The sequence below is a fragment of the Sphingomonas rosea genome (genome assembly GCF_039538065.1).
GTDB lineage: Bacteria > Pseudomonadota > Alphaproteobacteria > Sphingomonadales > Sphingomonadaceae > Sphingomicrobium > Sphingomicrobium rosea.
In genome coordinates, this window is sequence record NZ_BAABBR010000001.1 from 15,461 (window position 1) to 34,361 (window position 18,901).

An 18,901-nucleotide genomic window follows, 5' to 3' on the forward strand; every position below is an offset into this window, starting at 1 on the left:
GAGGTTCCTTAGGTCGGGGTCTCGGCGCGCGCTTCGAGGGCGGCGCGCCGGGCAAGATGGTGTTCGCGCCAGACGATGACGAGGCCCGACGCGATGATGACGGGCGCGCCGAGCCAGATCGACGCGCTCGGCACCTCGGCGAAGAGCCAGGCGCCGAGCAGGGTCGCCCAGAGGAGGCTGGTATAGTCCATCGGCATGACGAGCGCGACCGGGGCGAGGCGGAGGCTGGCGGTGAGGGTCAGCTGCGCGAGGCCGCCGGCGAGCGCGAGGCTGGCGAGCAGCGCGAAGGTGGTCGAGTCATGCGCCTTGCCGAAGTAGAGCATCAGGAGGCCCAGGGGCACGAGGCTGCTGGTCGCGAACCAGAAGACGGTGGTCGAGGCACGCTCGGTCGCTCCCAAGCGGCGGATGACGACGGTGACGCTGGCGGTGAGCAGCGCGCCGACGAGCGCGACCGCGGCGCCGGTCAGCGGCACGTCGCCGGTGCCGGGGTGGAGGATGAGGAGCACGCCCGCGAAGCCCGCGACGACCGCGCCCCAGCGCCAGCGGCCGGTCGGCTCACCGAGGCTTAGGGCGGCGAGCACGGTGGCGAAGATGGGGACGGTGAAGCCGATCGCGGTCGCCTCGGCCATCGGCAGGAGCATGAAGGCGAGGAAGTTCAAGGCCATCGCCCCGAGGCCGAGCGCCATCCGCCCGACATGGGCGCCGATGCGGCGGGTGCGGAGCGATTGCAGGCCGGGGCCGGCAAGGACGAGGCCGGTGGCGCAGACCGCCGAGCCGATCTGGCGGTAGAACAGGCTCTCGACCACGTGGACGCCGCGGTTGCCGGTGAGCTTCACCAGCGCGAACATGACCGCGAGGAGGACGGCAGTGAGGAGGCGCAGGAGGATTCCGGCGAGCGGCGATTGCGTCGCCGGGCGGTCGGTGTCCGTCGCTGTCATGCGCGGCGCGTGGAGGAAGGTGGACCCCGGATCAAGTCCGGGGTGACGCCTCACTTGGGCTGCGGCGCGACGTAAGGCTTGAACGCGCCGCCGGGGACGGCGCTTGCGACGGGGCTTTCCCAGCCGTCCTTGCTGACCGAAGAGACGCCGAACACCCAGTCGTCGACGCGGATGCCCTTGAGCGTCTCGCTACTCGGAATGTGCAGACGCAGTTGCGGTTCGACGACGCGGCTTTGCTGCCATTGGTTCGCATCGGTTCGCCGCCAACGGATAATGTCCCGAGACGTCGGGTCCTGCGAATACCAGGCAATATTGGTATCCGTGCTCACCGCACCCTCAATCCGCACGATCTCTGGCGGCGGGGGGGCGCTGGCGAGGGCCATCAGCGCGGCGGTGTTCAGGCGGATGACCTTGGTGAGATAGGGCAGATCCATCTTGTCGAGCGTGTCGCCGTAGACGACGCCCTTTTCGGTGCGCAGGTCCTGGTGCTGCTGGTTGTAGTTCTCGACCGCGACCGAGAAGCGGATCGCGGGGAAGCCCGCGTTCAGGAACTCGGTATGGTCGCCGCCGCGGCCGAAGCGGTCGTTGCGCCAGACCTGGCGGACGTCGAGGCCGATGGCGGGCAGGCGCTCGGCGAGGCGGTCGAGGAAGCGGGATATGTTGCGGCTGGGCGAATCATTCTCGCCGCCCTGGCTGCGCTGTGCGGCGGCGAGTTCGGCCCTCCCCTGCCAGCGCGGGCCTTCGGAAAAGACCCGCACCGTCTTCGCGTCGCACACCCCGTCCGAGCCGCAGCTGTTGCCGATGATGTCGTTGTTGAGGTTGGCGATGACGTTCCAGCCCTGCGCCTTGGCATAATCGGCGAGGATCTTGCCGCCCAGCAGCCCCTGCTCCTCGCCCGACAGCGCGGCATAGACGATGGTGCCGGGGAATTTGCGCTTCGAGAGCACGCGCGCGCTTTCGAGCACGGCGGCGGTGCCCGAGCCGTCGTCGTTGGCGCCGGGCGCGTCGGCGGTGGCGTTCATGACGTCGGTGACGCGGCTGTCGATGTGGCCGGTGATGATGACGACGTCGTTGGGGCGTGTCGTCCCGCGCTGGATCCCGACCGCGTTGCAGAGGCGGGTCGGCTGCGGGATGCGCGCGCTCTTCGGCACGGTGTCGCAGACTTGAGTCGCTTCGATGCCGGTCTTCTTGAGTTCGGCCTCGGCCCAGCGCACCGCAGCGCCGATCCCGCGATCGGGGTCGGTCTGGCTCGACAGGGTGTGGCGGGTGCCGAAGGCGACGAGCCGGGCGATGTCGGCGCGGATGCGGGCCTGGCTCACCTGGTTGGCGGCGGCCTGCATCTGCTGCTCGGGCGTCGGCGTGGGCGCGGCGACGGCGGTGCCACCCATGAGCAGGGCAAGAAAAGCGAACTGACGCATCGACGGGTCTCCTCAACGCCGACCTGACTGGCATCGCGCACCGCGCTTGGCTAGTGGCGAGGACGAAGAGGAGATCCCCCATGCGTACCATCGACCATTTCATCGGCGGCGGAAGCTTCGTCTCGGGCGAGCGGAAGAGCGATGTGTTCAATCCGAGCGAGGGCTCGGTGCAGGCGAGCGTCCGGCTTGGCACCGTCGCCGACCTCCAGAAAGCGGTCGATGCCGCCAAGGCCGCGCAGCCTGCCTGGGCCGCGACCAACCCGCAGCGCCGCGCCCGCGTCATGTTCAAGTTCAAGGAACTGATCGAGGCGAACATGGACGAGCTCGCCGCGATGCTCTCGAGCGAGCATGGCAAGGTGCTCGCCGACAGCCGCGGCGACGTCCAGCGCGGGCTCGAGGTGATCGAATATACGTGCGGGATCCCGCAGGCGCTGAAGGGTGAGTATACGCAGGGCGCGGGTCCGGGCATCGACGTCTATTCGATGCGCCAGCCGGTCGGCATCGGCGCGGGCATCACCCCGTTCAACTTCCCGGCGATGATTCCGATGTGGATGTTCGGCATGGCGATCGCCTGCGGCAACGCCTTCATCCTGAAGCCCAGCGAGCGCGATCCGAGCGTTCCGGTGCGGCTGGCCGAGCTGATGAAGGAGGCGGGGCTTCCCGACGGCATCCTCAACGTCGTCCACGGCGACAAGGAGATGGTCGACGCGATCCTCGACCATGCCGACATCGGCGCGATCAGCTTCGTCGGTTCGAGCGACATCGCGCAGTACATCTACTCGCGCGGGACCGCGAACGGGAAGCGCGTGCAGGCGTTCGGCGGGGCGAAGAACCACGGCATCGTCATGCCCGACGCCGACCTCGACCAGGTCGTCACCGACCTGACCGGCGCGGCCTTCGGCTCGGCGGGCGAGCGCTGCATGGCGCTTCCGGTGGTGGTGCCGGTCGGCGAGGACACCGCCAACCGCCTGCGCGACAAGCTCATCCCCGCGATCGAGGCGCTGCGGATCGGCGTCTCGACCGACCCCGACGCGCATTACGGCCCGGTGGTCAGCCAGGCGCACAAGGAAAAGGTCGAAAGCTACATCCAGATGTGCGTCGACGAAGGCGGCGAGCTGGTGGTCGACGGGCGCGGCTTCACGCTGCAGGGCTCGGAGAAGGGCTTCTTCGTCGGGCCGACCTTCTTCGACCATGTCACCACCGACATGCGCAGCTACAAGGAGGAGATCTTCGGACCCGTCCTCCAGATGGTCCGCGCGAAGGATTTCGAGGAAGCGGTGCGGCTGCCGAGCGAGCATGATTATGGCAACGGCGTCGCCATCTTCACCCGCAACGGCCATGCGGCGCGCGAGTTCGTGAGCCGGGTCAATGTCGGCATGGTCGGCGTCAACGTGCCGATCCCGGTGCCGGTCAGCTACCACAGCTTCGGCGGGTGGAAGCGCTCGGGCTTCGGCGACATCGGGCAATACGGACAGGAAGGCCTGCGATTCTGGACCAAGACCAAGGTCGTCACCCAGCGCTGGCCCGACGGCGCGGCGGGCGGCGACGAGAACGCCTTCGTCATCCCGACGATGGGCTGAGAGGCATGCGCCTGATCTCGCTGCTGCTGGCGCTGCTGTTCGTGGCCGCGCCGGCGGCGGCGGGAGACAAGCGCATCGCGCTCACCTTCGACGACGCGCCCCGCCAGCGCGGCGCCTTCTTCACGCCCGGCGAGCGGACCAGGCGGCTGATCGCGGGGCTGCGCAAGGGGCGGGTCACGCAGGCCGCCTTCTTCGTCGTGCCGGGCAATGTCGGCAAGAACGACGGGGTCGGCGGCGAGGCGCGGATCGCGGCCTATGTCCGGGCCGGCCACGTCATCGCCAATCACAGCTTCACCCACCCTGCCCTGACCGATGTCAGCGCGGCCGATTATGTCGCGAACATCGACCGGGCCGAGGCATGGCTTCGGGGCAGACCGGGACGGCGGCCGTGGTTCCGCTTTCCCTATCTCAACGAGGGCCGGGCCGATAAGGTGAAGCGCGACGCGGTCCGGGCGGCGCTCGCCGCGCGCGGCCTTCGCAACGGCTATGTCACCGCCGACGGCGCCGACTGGAACATGGAAGGGCTGACCGAGGCGGCGCGCAAGGCGGGCAAGCCGATCGACATGAAGGCGCTGAAAGCTCTTTATCTCGAGACGATGGTCGGAGCGGCGGATTACAACGACAAGCTGGCGCGGCAGGTACTGGGCCGCGCGCCGGCGCAGGTGCTGCTCTTGCACGAGACCGACCTCGCCGCGCTCTACATCGCGGACCTCGCCAAGGCGCTGCGCAAGGACGGCTGGACGATCGTCACGGCCGACGAGGCTTATGCCGATCCGCTTCGTGAGCGGCTCCCCGACGTTCCCTCGATGCAGGGCACGCTGACCGAGGCGCTGGCATGGGAAAAGGGCTTCCCCGCGCCGCGCTGGTACGACCGGGTCGCTCCCAAGGTCGCCGATCCCCTGTTCCGGGCGCGGGTGCTCCACGAGGCGGCGGCCAAGTGAACCGCACCGCGACGTCGGGCACCTCGCCCTACGAGACAGCCTATGGTTTCTCGCGCGCGGTGCGGGTGGGCAAGCGCATCCTCGTCTCGGGCACGGCGCCGGTCGAGGACGATGGATCGTCGACGCCGGGCGATGCGGCGGCGCAAGCGCGGCGGTGCCTCGCGATCATCGTGCGGGCGATCGGGGAACTCGGCGGGTCGGCCGCCGACGTGGTGCGGACCCGGATGTATATCGTCGATCCCGCCGACGCCGATGCGGTGGGGGCGGTGCATGGCGAATTCTTCGGCGCGGTGCGACCGGCGGCGACCATGGTGGTCGTAAAAGCGCTGTTGCGCGACGAATGGCGGGTCGAGATCGAAGCCGAGGCGTTGGTGGGCTGATGCGTATCATTCTTTGCCTAGGCCTCGCCCTCACCCTCCCCGCCTGCCAGCCCGCCGCCGACAAGGCCGACACCGGCGAAGCCATCGCCCGCGACGCCGGGGTCGGCGACGGCCCGACCGGGCGCAGCGGCCGACCGGTCTCGAAGCATGTCGGCAATGCGGTCATCCCCGAGAACATCAACGAGGGGCTCGAGCCCACGGCGACCAACACCGCCGCCGCCGCGCCCAAGCCGACCAATATCCCCGAACAGTTTCGCGGACGCTGGGGCCTGACCACCAACGACTGCAAGGCCGAATTCGCCAGCGCCGCCAAGGGGCTGATGGTGGTGAACGACAGCCGCCTCACCTTCTACGAAAGCCGCGGGACGCTCGACCGGATCGACCGCTGGACCCCCGCCAACCGCTTCACCGCGAATTACGGTTTCTCGGGCGAGGGACAGACCTGGGAGCGGGTGATCACCTTCGAGCGGAGCGCGAACAAGCTGCGCCGGACCGAGCAGGGCGGCGAGGAAGGGCCGGTCGACCTCACCTACACGGCTTGTCCGGCCTGAGCGCCGAGCCGCGACGTGAGCAATTTCATCAGCTGATCGAGGCCCTGGCCGAGCGGCATGTCGGTGGCCCGGACCAGCACTTGCGGCTCTTCATTGCCATGCTGGATGAAGATCGCCGGCAGCGGCTCGGCGACGGCGGGATGTGCGCGCTGCCACTCGTCGCGATGAAGGAAGACGGCCGGGATGTTCAGGCGCTTGAGGAAGGTTCGCCATTCCGGCCGCATCGACACCGCGCCGTAGGTGGTGGCGCATAGCGAGCAGGGATAGGTCCTGGGCGAGACCGTCTTGTGCCAGGCGTCCTTGAGCGCGTTCACCAGCCCGCTGTCGGCGTTGTAGACGAACAGGAGGCGCGCAGGAGACATGGTCCAACGCCTTAGCCCGCGCGCTCTTTAAAGTCGCGGCCAACAGCGCTAGTCGCCCGGCCATGTCCCAGTTCGATCTCACCGACGACCAGCGCCAGATCCAGGAAATGGCGCGGGCCTTCACGGCCGCCGAAATCACCCCCAATGCCGCCGAGTGGGACGAGAAGCACATCTTCCCGCGCGACACGATCAAGCGCGCCGCCGAGCTTGGCTTCGGCGCGATCTACGTGTCCGAGGAAAGCGGCGGGATCGGGCTCGGCCGGCTCGAATCGGCGCTGATCTTCGAGGCGATGAGCTACGGCTGTCCCTCGACCAGCGCGTTCATCTCGATCCACAACATGGCCGCCTGGATGATCGACCGGTTCGGGTCGCAGGCGGTCAAGGACAAGTATCTCCCCGACATGATCGCGATGGAGCGGCTCGGCTCCTACTGCCTGACCGAACCGTCGAGCGGGTCGGACGCGGCGGCGCTCAAGACCCGCGCGGTGCGCGACGGCGACCATTATGTCGTCTCGGGCTCGAAGGCCTTCATCTCGGGCGGCGGCGAGAACGAAATCTACGTCACCATGGTCCGCACCGGCGAGGAAGGCCCCAAGGGCATCTCCTGCCTCGTCATCGAGAAGGACATGGATGGCGTCAGCTTCGGCGCGAACGAGCGCAAGCTCGGCTGGCATTCGCAGCCGACCCGCCAGGTCAATTTCGATCAGGTCCGGGTGCCCGTCGAGAACCGCGTCGGCGGCGAGGGCGAAGGCTTCCGGATCGCGATGATGGGCCTCGACGGCGGACGCCTCAACATCGGCGCGTGCAGCCTCGGCGGCGGGCAGCGCTGCCTCGACGAAGCGGTGGCCTACACCAAGGAACGCAAGCAGTTCTCGACCGCGATCGCCGACTTCCAGAACACGCAGTTCATGCTGGCCGACATGGCGACCGAACTCGAGGCGGCGCGCGCGCTGCTCTATCTCGCGGCGGCCAAGGTCACCGACAATGCGCCCGACAAGACTCGCTTTGCCGCCATGGCCAAGCGGCTCGCGACCGACACCGGTTCGGCGATCGCCGACCGCGCGCTCCAGCTCCATGGCGGCTACGGCTATCTGATGGACTATCCGATCGAGCGCTTCTGGCGCGACCTTCGGGTGCATTCGATCCTCGAGGGCACCAACCAGGTCATGCGGATGATCACCGCGCGAGAGATGCTTCGCCAGTGACCCAGGATGTGCTCACCTTCGTTGAGGGTTCGCTCGGCCGGATCCGGCTGAACCGGCCCAAGGCGATCCATGCGCTGACCCGCGACATGTGCGTGGCGATCAGCCGCGCGCTGCTCGACTGGATCGCCGATCCGGCGGTCGAGGCGGTGGTCATCGACCATGCCGAGGGCCGCGGCTTCTGCGCCGGGGGCGATGTGGTCGCGCTGGCCCGCTCGGGCGCGGCGGACGGCAGGGAAGCGGCCGACTTCTTCTTCGACGAATATCGCCTCAACCACCTGCTCTTCGCCTATCCCAAGTGCACCGTCGCGATCATGGACGGGATCACGATGGGCGGCGGGGTCGGGATCGCGCTGCCCTGCGACGTCCGAATCGCGACCGAGGCGACCCGGCTCGCCATGCCCGAGACCGGCATCGGCCTGTTCCCCGACGTCGGTGGCGGCTGGTATCTGTCGCGGCTCCCCGGGCGGGTCGGCCAGTTCATGGCGCTGACCGGGGCGCGGCTCGACGGGGCCGAGTGCAAGTATCTGGGCCTTGCGACCCATTATGTCGCGCAGGCGTCGCTCCCCGACCTGATGGAGCGCCTGAAGGCTGCGCCGGCGCGCGCCGCGGGCGCGGCGGGCAATTTCGCCGAGAAAGAGCCGGCGGCAAGAATCGAGCAGAACCTTCCCGCGATCGCCAAGCTGTTCGCGGCCGACACGCTCGAGGACGTGATCGCGGCGCTCGAGGCCGATGGCGGCGACTGGGCGCAGACCGAGCTTGGCACGATCCGGACCAAGAGCCCGCTGTCGTGCAAGGTCTCGCTGCGGCTGCTGAAGGAAGGCGCGGCGCGCGAGAGCTTCGCCGACGAGATGCGCGCGGAGTTCGCGCTCGCCCGCAATGTGGTCAGGACCCACGACTTCGTTGAAGGCGTGCGCGCGCTGCTGATCGACAAGGACAACAAGCCCGACTGGCAGCCGCCGGTGCCCGAGGCGGTGCTCGACGAGACGCTCGATGCGCTGTTCGCCGAGGAGCCGGGTGAGGAATGGACGCCGTTTCCGGAGATCGCATGAGCAATTACGAAACCATTCTCGTCGAGCAGCGCGACGCCGTCACGCTCGTCACGCTGAACCGCCCGCAGGCGCTGAACGCACTGAACAGCCAAGTGCTGGCCGAGCTGATCGACGCCTTCGCGGCTTATGACCGCGAGGAGAGCCAGCGCTGCCTGGTGCTGACCGGCTCGGAAAAGGCGTTTGCGGCCGGGGCCGACATCAAGGAGATGCAGAGCCAGGGCTTCGCCGACATGTACGGCAGCAACTTCTTCGCCGGCTGGGAGCAGGTGACGGCGACGCGCAAGCCGTGGATCGCGGCGGTGAACGGCTTTGCGCTGGGCGGCGGGTGCGAGGTGGCGATGATGGCCGACTTCATCATCGCGGGCGACAAGGCGAAGTTCGGCCAGCCCGAGATCAAGCTCGCGGTGACGCCGGGCATGGGCGGCTCGCAGCGGCTGGCGCATGCGGTCGGCAAGGCCAAGGCGATGGAAATGTGCCTGACCGGGCGGATGATGGGCGCCGAGGAAGCCGAGCGAGCGGGGCTGGTGGTGCGCGTGGTGCCGGCCGAAGCCCTCGTCGACGAGGCGCTCAAGACCGCCGCCGAGATCGCGGCCATGCCGCCGCTCGCGGCGATCGCGGCCAAGGAAATGGTCAATGCCGCCTTCGAGCTTCCGCTCGGCCAGGGCGTGCGCTTCGAACGCCGCCTGTTCCACGGGCTTTTCGGCACCGACGACCAGAAGGAAGGCATGAGCGCCTTCGTCGAGAAGCGCCCGGGGAATTGGACGGGCAAATAGGCCGTTCCCCGGCGCAGGTCGGGGGCCAGTCACTGCTGCCTTGCCACAAGGCACTGGGCTCCGGCCTTCGCCGGAGCACGTGAGGAGATAGACAATGCGTATCGCGTTCATCGGGCTCGGCAACATGGGCGGCGGGATGGCCGCGAACCTGGCGAAGGCCGGGCATGAGGTGCGGGCGTTCGACTTGTCCGAAGCGGCGCTGGCCAAGGCCGAGGAGCGCGGGGCGACGCGCGCGGCCGATGCGGCGGCAGCGGTCGAGGGGGCCGAGGCGGTCGTCACCATGCTGCCCGCGGGCAAGCACGTCGCCGAGGTCTATCGCTCGGCGGTGTTCGGCAAGGCGCCGACGAATGCGATCCTGCTCGATTGCTCGACCATCGACGTCGGCACCGCCCGCCAGGTCGAGGAAGAAGCCCGTGCGGCGGGCTACGAAATGGTCGATGCGCCGGTGTCGGGCGGGATCGCGGCCGCCGAGGGGGGCACGCTCACCTTCATGGTCGGCGGCTCGGCGGACGGGTTCGAGCGGGCCCGGCCAATCCTCGAGCAGATGGGCAAGGCGGTGATCCACGCGGGCGAGAGCGGCGCGGGCCAAGCGGCCAAGATCGTCAACAACATGCTGCTCGGCGTCACCATGGCTGGCACCTGCGAAGCCTTCGTGCTGGCGCAGAAGCTCGGGCTCGATCCGCAGGTGTTCTTCGACATCTCGTCAAAGGCGAGCGGGCAGAGCTGGTCGATGACGAGCTATTGCCCGGTGCCGGGCGTGGGCCCCGAAACCCCGGCCGATCGCGGCTACGAGGGCGGCTTTGCGGCGCAGCTGATGCTCAAGGATTTGAAGCTCGCGATGGAAGCGGCGCAGAATGCCGGCGCCTATACCCCGATGGGCGGCGAGGCCGAGGAACTCTATGAGCGCTTCGTCTCGCGCGGCGGCGGCACCAAGGACTTCTCGGCCATCATCAAGATGATCGACGACAGCTGGACGCCGCCCGCCTGAGCCCCTTACCATATTCGTTCGCGGCCGCGTGGCCGAACCCGGAGTGAAATCATGCGCAAGTTCCTCTTGATCGCCGCCGCCGCCGGCCTTGGCACCGCCGCCATCGCCGCCCCCAACATGGTCGCGGTGCAGAAGCAGCGGCACGAGGGCTATGAGCAGCTCGGCCGCGCGATGCGGCAGGCCAAGCAGGCGATCGACCAGGGCAATACCGCCGCGGTGCGCGGGGCGGCGAACCAGATCGCGGGACTGTCGGCCAAGGCGCCGGGCTGGTTCCCGGCGGGGAGCGGGCCCGAGGCGGGCAAGACCCACGCCAAGGCCGAGATCTGGACCAACCGCGCCGACTTCGATGCAAAGATGCGCAACTTCGGCGCGGCGGCCAAGGCCTTCCAGGCGGCCGCGGCGGGCGGTGACTTGAATGCCATCAAGGCCGCGCACGGGAAGCTCGGCCAGACCTGCGGCGCCTGCCACAACAGCTACCGCCTGAAGGATGACTGAGGCGGGCGAGGCCCGCGCCGCCGATGCGGCGCTGGCGGTGCCGGTGTGGGATCTGCCGATCCGATTGTTCCACTGGAGCCTCGTCGCGCTGATTGGCTTCTCCTGGTGGTCAGCCGAGACCGGGCGGCTTGAGTGGCACATGTGGAGCGGGATCGCGGTGCTGTTCCTGCTACTGTTCCGGATCCTGTGGGGGTTCCTCGGCAGCTCGACCGCGCGCTTCGCCTCGTTCGTCCGCGGGCCCGGACAGGTCGTCGCCTATCTGCGCGATCCCTCGGGGTGGACGGCCAGCGGCCACACGCCGCTCGGCGCGCTGAGCGTGGTCGCGATCCTGCTCATCCTTCTCGTGCAGGTCGGGCTCGGGCTGCCGATCAGCGACGAGGATGGCATATATTCGGGCCCGCTCAACCGGCTGGTGAGCTTCGACACGGCTGAGTGGATGCATCACTGGCATCACCGTTTCTTCACGGTCGTGCAGATCATCGCGGCGGTGCACGTCGCGGCGATCATCGTCTATCGGCTGAAGGGCAAGAAGCTGGTCGGCGCGATGGTCACCGGGCGCAGCCGCCAGGCGGCGGGCGCGCCGATGGTCGGCGCGGGACCGGTGCGGTTGCTGATCTGCCTCGCGGTCGCGGGCGCGATCAGCTGGTGGGTTCAACGGGGAGCACCGGGCCTGTGAGCGACAATCGAATCGACTACATCGAACTGCCGAGCGCCAGCGCGCATGAGCTGACGCGCGCCTTCTACGGCAAGGCGTTCGGCTGGAAGTTCACCGACTATGGCCCCGACTATTCGGCGGTCGAGGGCGCGGCGGTCTCGGTCGGGCTGCAGGGCGACCGCGAGGAGGCGCTGAGCGCCCCGCTGCCGATCGTCCGGGTCGACGACCTCGATGCGGCGTTCGACGCGGTGGTGAAGGCGGGCGGGCATATCGCCAAGGCGATCTTCGCCTTTCCGGGCGGGCGGCGGTTCCACTTCATCGATCCGGGCGGCAACGAGATCGGCGTCTGGACCCCCGATCAGGGCGACGCCCACGGGAGCTGACCGAGCTGGTCGCGGACCGTCGCGACCCGCCCCTCCCCTGCGTAGACGATGAGCCCGCCCGTTTCGCGCAACCGCGGCGGATCGAGGGTGAGCCAGCGGGCGCGGCAGGCGCGGGGCAGGCGGCGGTCGGCGACCACGATGTCAGCGGCGGCGCAGGCGCGGGTGAGCTCGGCCCAGTCGAGCTTCTGCCCCGAGCGCAGCGCGAGGAGCGTGCGGCCGCTGGCGCCGAGGTCGGCGACGCAGCTGTCCCAGCTGCAGCGGGCGCGCGGATAAGCGGCGAGCGGCGGGGGGTCGCCGTCGAAACCGGCATTTTCGGCCATCATGTCGCGCACGAAATCGCCGGCCCGGTCGCGCAGCAGCCACGGCGTCCCGGTCGCGTCGACCACCGCGAGATGCTTGCCGTCGCCGGTGACGAGCAGCGCGGGCATGGGCGCGGCGAGCGTCAGGGCGGCGCCGAGCGCGATCGGCGCGATGCCCCAGGAGCGCCACGGCCGGGTCCACAGGCATAGCCAGAGGCCGCCGGCGACGATCAGTCCGAAGGCGAGCCGCGGCATGTCGGGGAGCATGGCGACCGCGCCGGGCGTGTCGGCGACGCCGTGGGCGACATGCAGCAGGAAGGCGATCGACCAGCCGGTCAGTGTCCAGACCGGGCCGCCAAGGCCGAGGGGATCGAGGATCAGGGCCAGCGCCTCGAGCGGCATGATGACGAAGGTGGTCAAGGGAATGGCGACGAGGTTCGCGCCGACGCCGTAAAGCCCGCTCTTGTGGAAATGGTAGAGCGCGAAGGGCATCAGGGCGAGCTCGATCGCGAGGCCGGTCGCGACCATTTCGCCGAGACCGCGGAGCCGGGCGAGGAGGAAATGCTCCTCGCGCCGTTCGAACAGGCGCTTGAAGCGCTTCGAGCTGTAGAGGGTGACTAGCGTGCCGACGGCGGCGAAACTCAGCTGGAAGCTCGCGCCCGCCAGCGCCTCGGGGCGGACGAGGAGGACGAGCAGGGCGCCGACCGCGATCAGGCGGATGCTGAGCGCCTCGCGGCCGAGGAGGATGCCGGCGAGGACCAGCAGGGCCGCGATGCAGCTGCGGACCGTCGGCACCTGGAGCCCGGTCAGCAACGTGTAGCCGATTCCCGCCAGCGCGCCGGCCGCGAAGGCGGTGGCGACGAGGTTGAAGCGGAGCGCCAGAGACGGCGACAGCGCGAGCAGGCGCAGTGTGAAGAGGGTGAAGAAGCCGACCACCGCGGCGATGTGAAGGCCGCTCACCGAGAGGAGGTGGGCGAGGCCCGAACGGCGCATCGCCTCGGCATCTTCCTTGGCGATCGAGCCCTGGTCGCCGGTGACGAAGGCGGTGGCAATGCCCCCCTCCCCGCCTGGCAGCCGGGTCCGGATATGCTGGTCGAGGCGCGAGCGGACGGCATCGAGGCCGGTTTCGTGCGCCGGCCGGACGATCGTGACGGGACCGAGCGCCCTCCCCGTGCCGCCGAGCCCGGCGAACCAGGCGTCGCGCGCAAAGTCATGGGTATGGGGGAGCAGCATCGGCATCGGCGGGGCGAGCCGGGCACGAAGCGCGACCGTCGCGCCGACCCCGAGGCCACGCCCCAGCGCATCGGCTTCGTCGAGCGGAAAGGAGACTCGGAGGCGCGGCGGCAGGCCGGGGTCGGCGGGCTTGAGGGTCAGGCGGAGCGAATCCTTGGCGACCAGCCGCTCGGTCTTGAGGACTTCGCCGGTCATGGCGACGATCACGGGCCGTTCGAGGCGCGGCGCGGCGACCTGTTCGCTTCGCCACCAGATGAGCGACAGGCCGAGCGCGAGCGCGATGGCGCCGACCGCCAGAAGCTGTCCCAGCCGCCCGCCGATCGCCGTTCCCGCCAGCGCCGCCGCGCCCGCCATGAGCAGCGCCGCCACCCATGCGGCAGGGTCGGCGAGGACCAGCCAGAGGGCGATCCCGGCCCCGAACGCGACCACCCCCCACGGCGGAAGCTGGCCACGTTCCGCCTCAAGGCGTCTTTCCGCACTTGCGAAGAAGGCCCGAGCTTGCCAGTGCGGACCAGCCGGAGTGCCGATCCGGAGGGAAGCGACGTTCATGCTGCCTCCCTTCGTGAAGGCATGCGATCCGGCGGAAGTCAGGAAAGAGGAAAGCGCGCTTGAGCGCAAGCAGCATCGTCACGCGCTTCGCGCCCAGCCCGACCGGCTATCTCCACATCGGAGGGGCGCGCACGGCCTTGTTCAACTGGCTGTTCGCGCGCCATCACGGCGGCAAATATCTGCTGCGCATCGAGGACACCGACAAGGCGCGCTCGACCCCCGAGGCGATCGACGCGATCCTCGACGGACTGGGCTGGCTCGACATCGCCGGCGACGGCGAACCCTATTTCCAGTCGGCCTTCGAGGCGCGCCACGCCGAGGTCGCGCATGCGCTGATCGAGAAGGGAGCGGCCTATCGCTGCTACCTCACCCCCGAGGAGCTCGCCCGCCGGCGCGAAGAGGCGCAGGCCGCGCGCAAGCCGTTCCGCGTGGTGAGCGAGTGGCGCGACAGTGCCGAGACACCGCCCGAGGGCGCGCCCTTCGTGGTCCGGATCAAGGCGCCGCGCGAGGGCGAGACGGTGATCGAGGACATGGTGCAGGGCCGTGTCGTCGTGAAGAACGAGGAGCTCGACGATTTCGTGCTCCTGCGTTCGGACGGAACCCCGACCTACATGCTCGCGGTGGTGGTCGACGACCATGACATGGGCGTGACCCACGTCATCCGCGGCGACGACCACTTGAACAACGCCTTCCGCCAGCTGACCATCATCAAGGCGATGGGCTGGGACGAGCCGACCTACGGCCATATCCCGCTGATCCACGGCGCCGACGGGGCGAAGCTGTCGAAGCGCCACGGCGCGCTCGGGGTCGACGCCTATCGCGATGAACTCGGGATCCTGCCCGAGGCGCTGTCGAACTATCTGCTGCGGCTCGGCTGGGGCCATGGCGACGACGAGATCATCAGCCGCGAGCAGGCAGTCGAGTGGTTCGACATCGACCATGTCGGCAAGTCGCCCAGCCGGTTCGACCTCAAGAAGCTCGAAAGCGTCAACGGCCATTACATCCGCCATGCCGCGGACAGCCGCCTCGCGGTGCTGGTCGCGGCGCGGCGCGGCGGGCTCGAGGGCGAGGACCTGGCGCTGCTCGAGCGGGCGATGCCCGAACTCAAGGCGCGCGCGAAGGACCTGAACGAACTTAGCGCGGCGGCGGACTTCCTGTTCGCGCAGCGGCCGCTCGAACTCGACGAGAAAGCGACCTCGCTGCTCGACGGCATTGCCCGGGCGCTGCTCGGCCGGCTGCACGCAGCGCTGTCGGGGGTCGAGGAATGGACCCACGACGGAACGGAAGCGGCGGTGAAAGCGCTTGCCGAAGCGGAGGGACTGAAGCTCGGCAAGGTCGCGCAGCCGCTTCGTGCGGCGCTGACCGGACGGGCGACCAGTCCCGGGATCTTCGATGTGCTGGTATTGCTCGGGCAGGACGAAAGCCTCGCCCGGATCGCTGACCAGATGTGGAAAACTGAATTCTCAAACGGAGCCTGAAGAATGTCGAATGCCAATCTGAAGCTGGGCGAGAAGAGCCTCGACATGCCGGTGCTGAGCGGCACGGTCGGCCCGGACGTCATCGACATCCGCAAGCTCTACGCGCAGACCGACGCCTTCACCTACGATCCGGGCTTCACCTCGACCGCGAGCTGCCAGAGCGCGATCACCTACATCGACGGTGAGCAGGGCATCCTGCTGCACCGCGGTTATCCGATCGACCAGCTGGCCGAGCAGTCAAGCTTCATGGAAGTCGCCGCCCTGCTGCTGCACGGCGAGCTTCCGACCAAGGACGAGCTCGACAAGTTCACCCACACGATCAGCCGCCACACGATGGTGCACGAGCAGCTGGCGCAGTTCTTCCGCGGCTTCCGCCGTGACGCCCACCCGATGGCGATCATGTGCGGCGTGGTCGGCGCGCTGTCGTCCTTCTATCACGACAGCACCGACATCACCGATCCCAAGCAGCGCGAGATCGCCTCGCACCGCCTGATCGCCAAGATGCCGACGATCGCGGCGATGGCGCACAAATATTCGATCGGGCAGCCGTTCCTCTATCCCGACAACACGCTGAGCTACACCGGAAACTTCCTGCGCATGACCTTCGGCGTCCCGGCCGAGGAATATGTCGTCAATCCGATCGTCGAAAAGGCGATGGACCGGATCTTCATCCTCCACGCCGACCACGAGCAGAACGCCTCGACCTCGACCGTGCGTCTCGCCGGTTCGTCGGGCGCCAACCCCTTCGCCTGCATGGCGGCGGGCATCGCCTGCCTGTGGGGCCCGGCGCATGGCGGCGCGAACGAGGCGGCGCTGAACATGCTGCGCGAGATCGGCCACACCAGCCGGATCCCGGAATATATCGCCCGCGCCAAGGACAAGGAGGATCCGTTCCGCCTGATGGGCTTCGGCCACCGCGTCTACAAGAACTTCGACCCGCGCGCGAAGGTGATGAAGCAGACCGCCGACGAGGTGCTGAAGGAGCTCAACATCTCCGATCCCGTCCTCGACGTGGCCAAGGAACTCGAGCGGATCGCGCTGTCGGACGATTATTTCATCGAGAAGAAGCTCTATCCGAACGTCGATTTCTATTCGGGCGTGATCCTGAATGCGATCGGCTTCCCGACCGAGATGTTCACTGCCCTCTTCGCGCTTGCCCGCACCGTCGGCTGGGTCGCGCAGTGGAACGAGATGATCGCCGATCCCGAGCAGAAGATCGGCCGCCCGCGCCAGCTCTACACGGGTTCGCCGCAGCGCGACTACGTGCCGGTCGGCCAGCGCTAAGAAGGAAGCTCAGGCCCGCGGCAGGGTCAGGCGGAAGCTTGCCCCGGCCGCGGTGTCGAGCAGTTCGACCTCGCCGCCCATGTCGCGGGCGAGCCGGCGCGAGATGGCGAGGCCGAGGCCTGCGCCCCCCTGCCCCGGCTCGGCCTGTTCGAACCGTTCGAAGATGCGGATCCGGTCGGCGGGCGCGACGCCCGGGCCACTGTCGCTGACGGTGACGCTGGCGACGCCCTCGTCGGCAAGCGTGATGACCACGGTCCCGCCCTCGGGCGAATAACGCGCGGCGTTGCCGATCAGGTTGACGAGGATCTGCGTGATCGCGCGCGGGTGGCCGATCGCGGACAGATAGCCGACCCCGCCCACGTCGAGCACCACGCCGCGCGTGCTGGCCTGCGCCTGCACCAAGGAGGCGGCGTCGAGGACAAGTTCGGTGAGATCGACTTCCTCGCCGGGCGCCACGCCGCCGCCCTCCGCCCCCGCCTGCCGGCCGAGCGCAGTCAGCAGCTCGAGGAGATGGCCCGCCGCCGAGGCGATGTCGGCGCCGTAGCCGGCATAATCGGTGCGAAGCGGCCCCTGGCTGCGGTCGGCGATTTCCTGCGCCTGGCCGATGATCGAGGACAAAGGCTCGCGCAGCAGGTCGTCGAGCGGCGGCAGTGGGGCGAGATCGGCCGCGCCCCCCTCGGCCGCGACGCTGATCGAATAGCCGAGGAAACGCTCGTCCTCGAACCGCGGCTGGCCGTCGAGGAGCAGGCGCTGCTCGCCGCCGCGATGGCTCGCGGGAAGGCGGCGGAAGGCGGCGCGCTCGGAAAAGGCCTCGACCAGCGGGAGGTTGCCGTAATCGTCCTCGACCGGGCGGAGGAGGCGCATCAGGGGCTGGCCGGTATATTCGGCGGGGTCGAGGTCGAGCCGGCGGGCAAGGCCCGGGCTGATCGCCAGGACGCGCAGGGCCGAATCGGTCTGGACGTCCTCGGCGGCGGCGCGTTCCTCGCTCTCGCCCGGACCCGCGACCACGCCCGACCAGCGCGGCCGGGCGGGCACGCGCGCGGTCCAGCGCTCGACGGTCAGGCTGACGCCGTCGGGATCGGGATCGGCACGGACGACGAGGTCGATGTCTTCCTGGTTGCTGGCGGCGAGCACCGGGCGGGTGATCGACACGCCGAGCCGCGCGGCGAGGCGGGCGACCGCCGCGAGTTGCGGGACCGCGAGGACCTGGCCGAGCGCCGCGCCCGCTTCCTGCTGGAGCGCGAGCAGCGGCGCGTCGGCGGCGGTCAGCCGGCCCTCGCGGTCGACCCGCGCGCCGATCGGCGGCTGGACGGGGAGGCTAGCCATGACGCGCGAGGATCGCTTTGGCGCGCCGGTAGGCCGGCGGAAGGATGAGCTCGGCACGGATCGCCTCGACGTGCGCGTCCGAGAGGTGGTCGAACGCCTCGATCGAAGTCACCGGGTCGCCGATGCCGAGACCGGGGCTGGCGTTGGCCATGAGCGGCGCCGCCTCGCTTCGCGGTACGTCCGCGAGGCGCAGGAGAAGGGCGAGCTGCTGCCCGCCGCCGAGGAGCGCACGCCAGGCTTCGTCGGCCGGGATGCCGGCTTCGGCAGCGAGGATGGCGGCGAGAAGGCCCGCATCGCCGTCGCGGGCAAGGCTGACGAGGAGGCCGGGCGCGTGCCGGGCGTCGCCAAGAGCGCCGGCGAGCGCGGCCTCGAGGTCCTCAACCCGATCCTCGCCACCGAGATCCTGGACGATGATGGCGGCGGCCCGGGCGACTTCGAGGTCGCTCGGCGCGGTGCAGCGCCGGCCAAGCGCGGCGGCGACGGCAAGGATCAGCCCCTGGGCAAGGACGGGCGGCAGGTCGGACAGGTCGAGCGCGGCGCGGCCGAAGCGGTCGCGGCTGCGGCCCCGTGCGGTGATGAGCGCCATGGCGGCGGCGGCGACCATCGCATCGTCGGCGGCGGTCCAGCGCTGGAGCTGGGTCCGGCCTCCCTCCCCGGCCTGGGCCAGCCGCTGCACGTCGGCGCGGCGGAGCAGGACGCCGACGAGGGTCTCGTCCTGGAGGAGCCCGGCTTCGGTGAGGTCGGCGATGAGTTCGATCGGTCCCGCGGCGCAGGCGGTGGCGGTGGCGGGGTTGAGCTTCGCGCGCAATTCGTCGGCGATGGTACCGACGAGGCCGTGCAGCATCGCGGTCATCAGCGCCCGCTCCTGCTCGGTCAGCCGCGAATCGGGGGCGAGGAAGAAATCCTGCACGACGGCCGCGAGTCGGCGATCGCCGAAAGCCGGTGGGGCAATCGGCGGCGGAGTGCGGCCACCCTCTTCAGGGGACGCGGCGATGGGCCACTCGTCGGGCATCT

The 18,901-nt window shown here is 69.4% G+C and carries 19 protein-coding genes; 13 read left to right on the forward strand and 6 right to left on the reverse strand.

Going from position 1 to position 18,901, the window contains the following annotated elements; all coding sequences use genetic code 11:
- Positions 1-8 precede the first annotated feature (8 nt).
- Positions 9-938 (reverse strand): DMT family transporter, encoded by a 930-nt coding sequence (locus ABD693_RS00080; RefSeq protein ID WP_344694907.1) that lies wholly within the window; start codon positions 936-938, stop codon positions 9-11.
- A gap of 50 nt (positions 939-988) precedes the next feature.
- A complete protein-coding gene (locus ABD693_RS00085) occupies positions 989-2,356 on the reverse strand; it encodes a M28 family peptidase (RefSeq protein WP_344694908.1) in 1,368 nt (455 codons plus the stop codon).
- An 80-nt stretch (positions 2,357-2,436) separates the two neighbouring features.
- Here ABD693_RS00085 and ABD693_RS00090 point away from each other — a divergent pair, with 80 nt between their 5' ends.
- From ABD693_RS00090 to ABD693_RS00105, 4 genes are read left to right on the forward strand one after another with little or no spacing between them, the layout of a single operon-like run.
- On the forward strand, positions 2,437-3,936 hold the full coding sequence (locus ABD693_RS00090; RefSeq protein ID WP_344694909.1) for a CoA-acylating methylmalonate-semialdehyde dehydrogenase: 1,500 nt from the start codon (positions 2,437-2,439) through the stop codon (positions 3,934-3,936).
- 5 nt (positions 3,937-3,941) lie between these two features.
- A complete protein-coding gene (locus ABD693_RS00095; protein WP_344694910.1) occupies positions 3,942-4,877 on the forward strand; it encodes a polysaccharide deacetylase family protein in 936 nt (311 codons plus the stop codon).
- Positions 4,874-5,257: a RidA family protein gene (locus ABD693_RS00100; RefSeq protein WP_344694911.1), complete on the forward strand. Its 384-nt coding sequence runs from the start codon at positions 4,874-4,876 to the stop codon at positions 5,255-5,257. The genes ABD693_RS00095 and ABD693_RS00100 overlap by 4 nt, the downstream gene beginning before the upstream one ends.
- On the forward strand, positions 5,257-5,808 hold the full coding sequence (locus ABD693_RS00105; protein WP_344694912.1) for a hypothetical protein: 552 nt from the start codon (positions 5,257-5,259) through the stop codon (positions 5,806-5,808). Before ABD693_RS00100 ends, ABD693_RS00105 begins: the two co-directional genes overlap by 1 nt.
- On the opposite strand, the gene ABD693_RS00110 is transcribed toward ABD693_RS00105, so the two are convergent.
- Positions 5,787-6,170, reverse strand: a complete 384-nt coding sequence (locus ABD693_RS00110) for a hypothetical protein (protein ID WP_344694913.1) — start codon at positions 6,168-6,170, stop codon at positions 5,787-5,789. The two genes, ABD693_RS00105 and ABD693_RS00110, sit on opposite strands and share 22 nt — an antisense overlap.
- A 62-nt stretch (positions 6,171-6,232) precedes the next feature.
- Between ABD693_RS00110 and ABD693_RS00115 the strand changes: the two genes are divergently transcribed.
- The 7 genes from ABD693_RS00115 to ABD693_RS00145 all read left to right on the forward strand — a co-directional run bounded on the left by ABD693_RS00115 (position 6,233) and on the right by ABD693_RS00145 (position 11,718).
- A complete protein-coding gene (locus ABD693_RS00115) occupies positions 6,233-7,375 on the forward strand; it encodes an acyl-CoA dehydrogenase family protein (protein ID WP_344694914.1) in 1,143 nt (380 codons plus the stop codon).
- Positions 7,372-8,424 (forward strand): enoyl-CoA hydratase/isomerase family protein, encoded by a 1,053-nt coding sequence (locus ABD693_RS00120; protein ID WP_344694915.1) that lies wholly within the window; start codon positions 7,372-7,374, stop codon positions 8,422-8,424. Before ABD693_RS00115 ends, ABD693_RS00120 begins: the two co-directional genes overlap by 4 nt.
- On the forward strand, positions 8,421-9,197 hold the full coding sequence (locus tag ABD693_RS00125; RefSeq protein ID WP_344694917.1) for an enoyl-CoA hydratase-related protein: 777 nt from the start codon (positions 8,421-8,423) through the stop codon (positions 9,195-9,197). The genes ABD693_RS00120 and ABD693_RS00125 overlap by 4 nt, the downstream gene beginning before the upstream one ends.
- Positions 9,198-9,291: 94 nt before the next feature.
- A complete protein-coding gene (mmsB, locus tag ABD693_RS00130; RefSeq protein ID WP_344694918.1) occupies positions 9,292-10,185 on the forward strand; it encodes a 3-hydroxyisobutyrate dehydrogenase in 894 nt (297 codons plus the stop codon).
- Between the two features lie 51 nt (positions 10,186-10,236).
- Positions 10,237-10,680: a c-type cytochrome gene (locus tag ABD693_RS00135; protein WP_344694919.1), complete on the forward strand. Its 444-nt coding sequence runs from the start codon at positions 10,237-10,239 to the stop codon at positions 10,678-10,680.
- Positions 10,673-11,356: a cytochrome b/b6 domain-containing protein gene (locus ABD693_RS00140; protein ID WP_344694920.1), complete on the forward strand. Its 684-nt coding sequence runs from the start codon at positions 10,673-10,675 to the stop codon at positions 11,354-11,356. Before ABD693_RS00135 ends, ABD693_RS00140 begins: the two co-directional genes overlap by 8 nt.
- Positions 11,353-11,718, forward strand: a complete 366-nt coding sequence (locus ABD693_RS00145; RefSeq protein ID WP_344694921.1) for a VOC family protein — start codon at positions 11,353-11,355, stop codon at positions 11,716-11,718. Before ABD693_RS00140 ends, ABD693_RS00145 begins: the two co-directional genes overlap by 4 nt.
- Here the strand turns inward: ABD693_RS00145 and ABD693_RS00150 are convergent.
- Positions 11,694-13,679 carry a ComEC/Rec2 family competence protein gene (locus tag ABD693_RS00150; RefSeq protein WP_344694922.1) on the reverse strand — a complete coding sequence of 662 codons (1,986 nt, stop codon included), beginning with the start codon at positions 13,677-13,679 and terminating at the stop codon, positions 11,694-11,696. The genes ABD693_RS00145 and ABD693_RS00150 overlap by 25 nt on opposite strands.
- A 179-nt stretch (positions 13,680-13,858) precedes the next feature.
- Here ABD693_RS00150 and gltX point away from each other — a divergent pair, with 179 nt between their 5' ends.
- Both gltX and ABD693_RS00160 read left to right on the forward strand, forming a co-directional pair.
- Positions 13,859-15,277: a glutamate--tRNA ligase gene (gene gltX, locus ABD693_RS00155; RefSeq protein WP_344694923.1), complete on the forward strand. Its 1,419-nt coding sequence runs from the start codon at positions 13,859-13,861 to the stop codon at positions 15,275-15,277.
- Between the two features lie 3 nt (positions 15,278-15,280).
- A complete protein-coding gene (locus ABD693_RS00160) occupies positions 15,281-16,561 on the forward strand; it encodes a citrate synthase (protein WP_344694924.1) in 1,281 nt (426 codons plus the stop codon).
- 9 nt (positions 16,562-16,570) lie between these two features.
- Here ABD693_RS00160 and ABD693_RS00165 read toward each other — a convergent pair whose 3' ends face one another.
- A complete protein-coding gene (locus tag ABD693_RS00165; protein WP_344694925.1) occupies positions 16,571-17,887 on the reverse strand; it encodes a sensor histidine kinase in 1,317 nt (438 codons plus the stop codon).
- Positions 17,880-18,899, reverse strand: a complete 1,020-nt coding sequence (locus tag ABD693_RS00170) for a hypothetical protein (protein ID WP_344694926.1) — start codon at positions 18,897-18,899, stop codon at positions 17,880-17,882. Before ABD693_RS00170 ends, ABD693_RS00165 begins: the two co-directional genes overlap by 8 nt.
- Between the last annotated feature and the right edge of the window lie 2 nt (positions 18,900-18,901).

Bases quoted from the DNA above. Each gene is read 5' to 3' on its own strand.
- ABD693_RS00135 (WP_344694919.1), top strand. From the start codon at position 10,237: ATGCGCAAGTTCCTCTTGATCGCCGCCGCCGCCGGCCTTGGCACCGCC.
- ABD693_RS00080 (WP_344694907.1), bottom strand. From the start codon at position 938: ATGACAGCGACGGACACCGACCGCCCGGCGACGCAATCGCCGCTCGCC.
- ABD693_RS00110 (WP_344694913.1), bottom strand. From the start codon at position 6,170: ATGTCTCCTGCGCGCCTCCTGTTCGTCTACAACGCCGACAGCGGGCTG.
- ABD693_RS00140 (WP_344694920.1), top strand. From the start codon at position 10,673: ATGACTGAGGCGGGCGAGGCCCGCGCCGCCGATGCGGCGCTGGCGGTG.
- ABD693_RS00095 (WP_344694910.1), top strand. From the start codon at position 3,942: ATGCGCCTGATCTCGCTGCTGCTGGCGCTGCTGTTCGTGGCCGCGCCG.
- ABD693_RS00090 (WP_344694909.1), top strand. From the start codon at position 2,437: ATGCGTACCATCGACCATTTCATCGGCGGCGGAAGCTTCGTCTCGGGC.
- ABD693_RS00105 (WP_344694912.1), top strand. From the start codon at position 5,257: ATGCGTATCATTCTTTGCCTAGGCCTCGCCCTCACCCTCCCCGCCTGC.
- ABD693_RS00170 (WP_344694926.1), bottom strand. From the start codon at position 18,899: ATGCCCGACGAGTGGCCCATCGCCGCGTCCCCTGAAGAGGGTGGCCGC.
- ABD693_RS00160 (WP_344694924.1), top strand. From the start codon at position 15,281: ATGTCGAATGCCAATCTGAAGCTGGGCGAGAAGAGCCTCGACATGCCG.
- ABD693_RS00115 (WP_344694914.1), top strand. From the start codon at position 6,233: ATGTCCCAGTTCGATCTCACCGACGACCAGCGCCAGATCCAGGAAATG.
- ABD693_RS00125 (WP_344694917.1), top strand. From the start codon at position 8,421: ATGAGCAATTACGAAACCATTCTCGTCGAGCAGCGCGACGCCGTCACG.
- ABD693_RS00165 (WP_344694925.1), bottom strand. From the start codon at position 17,887: ATGGCTAGCCTCCCCGTCCAGCCGCCGATCGGCGCGCGGGTCGACCGC.
- mmsB (WP_344694918.1), top strand. From the start codon at position 9,292: ATGCGTATCGCGTTCATCGGGCTCGGCAACATGGGCGGCGGGATGGCC.
- ABD693_RS00085 (WP_344694908.1), bottom strand. From the start codon at position 2,356: ATGCGTCAGTTCGCTTTTCTTGCCCTGCTCATGGGTGGCACCGCCGTC.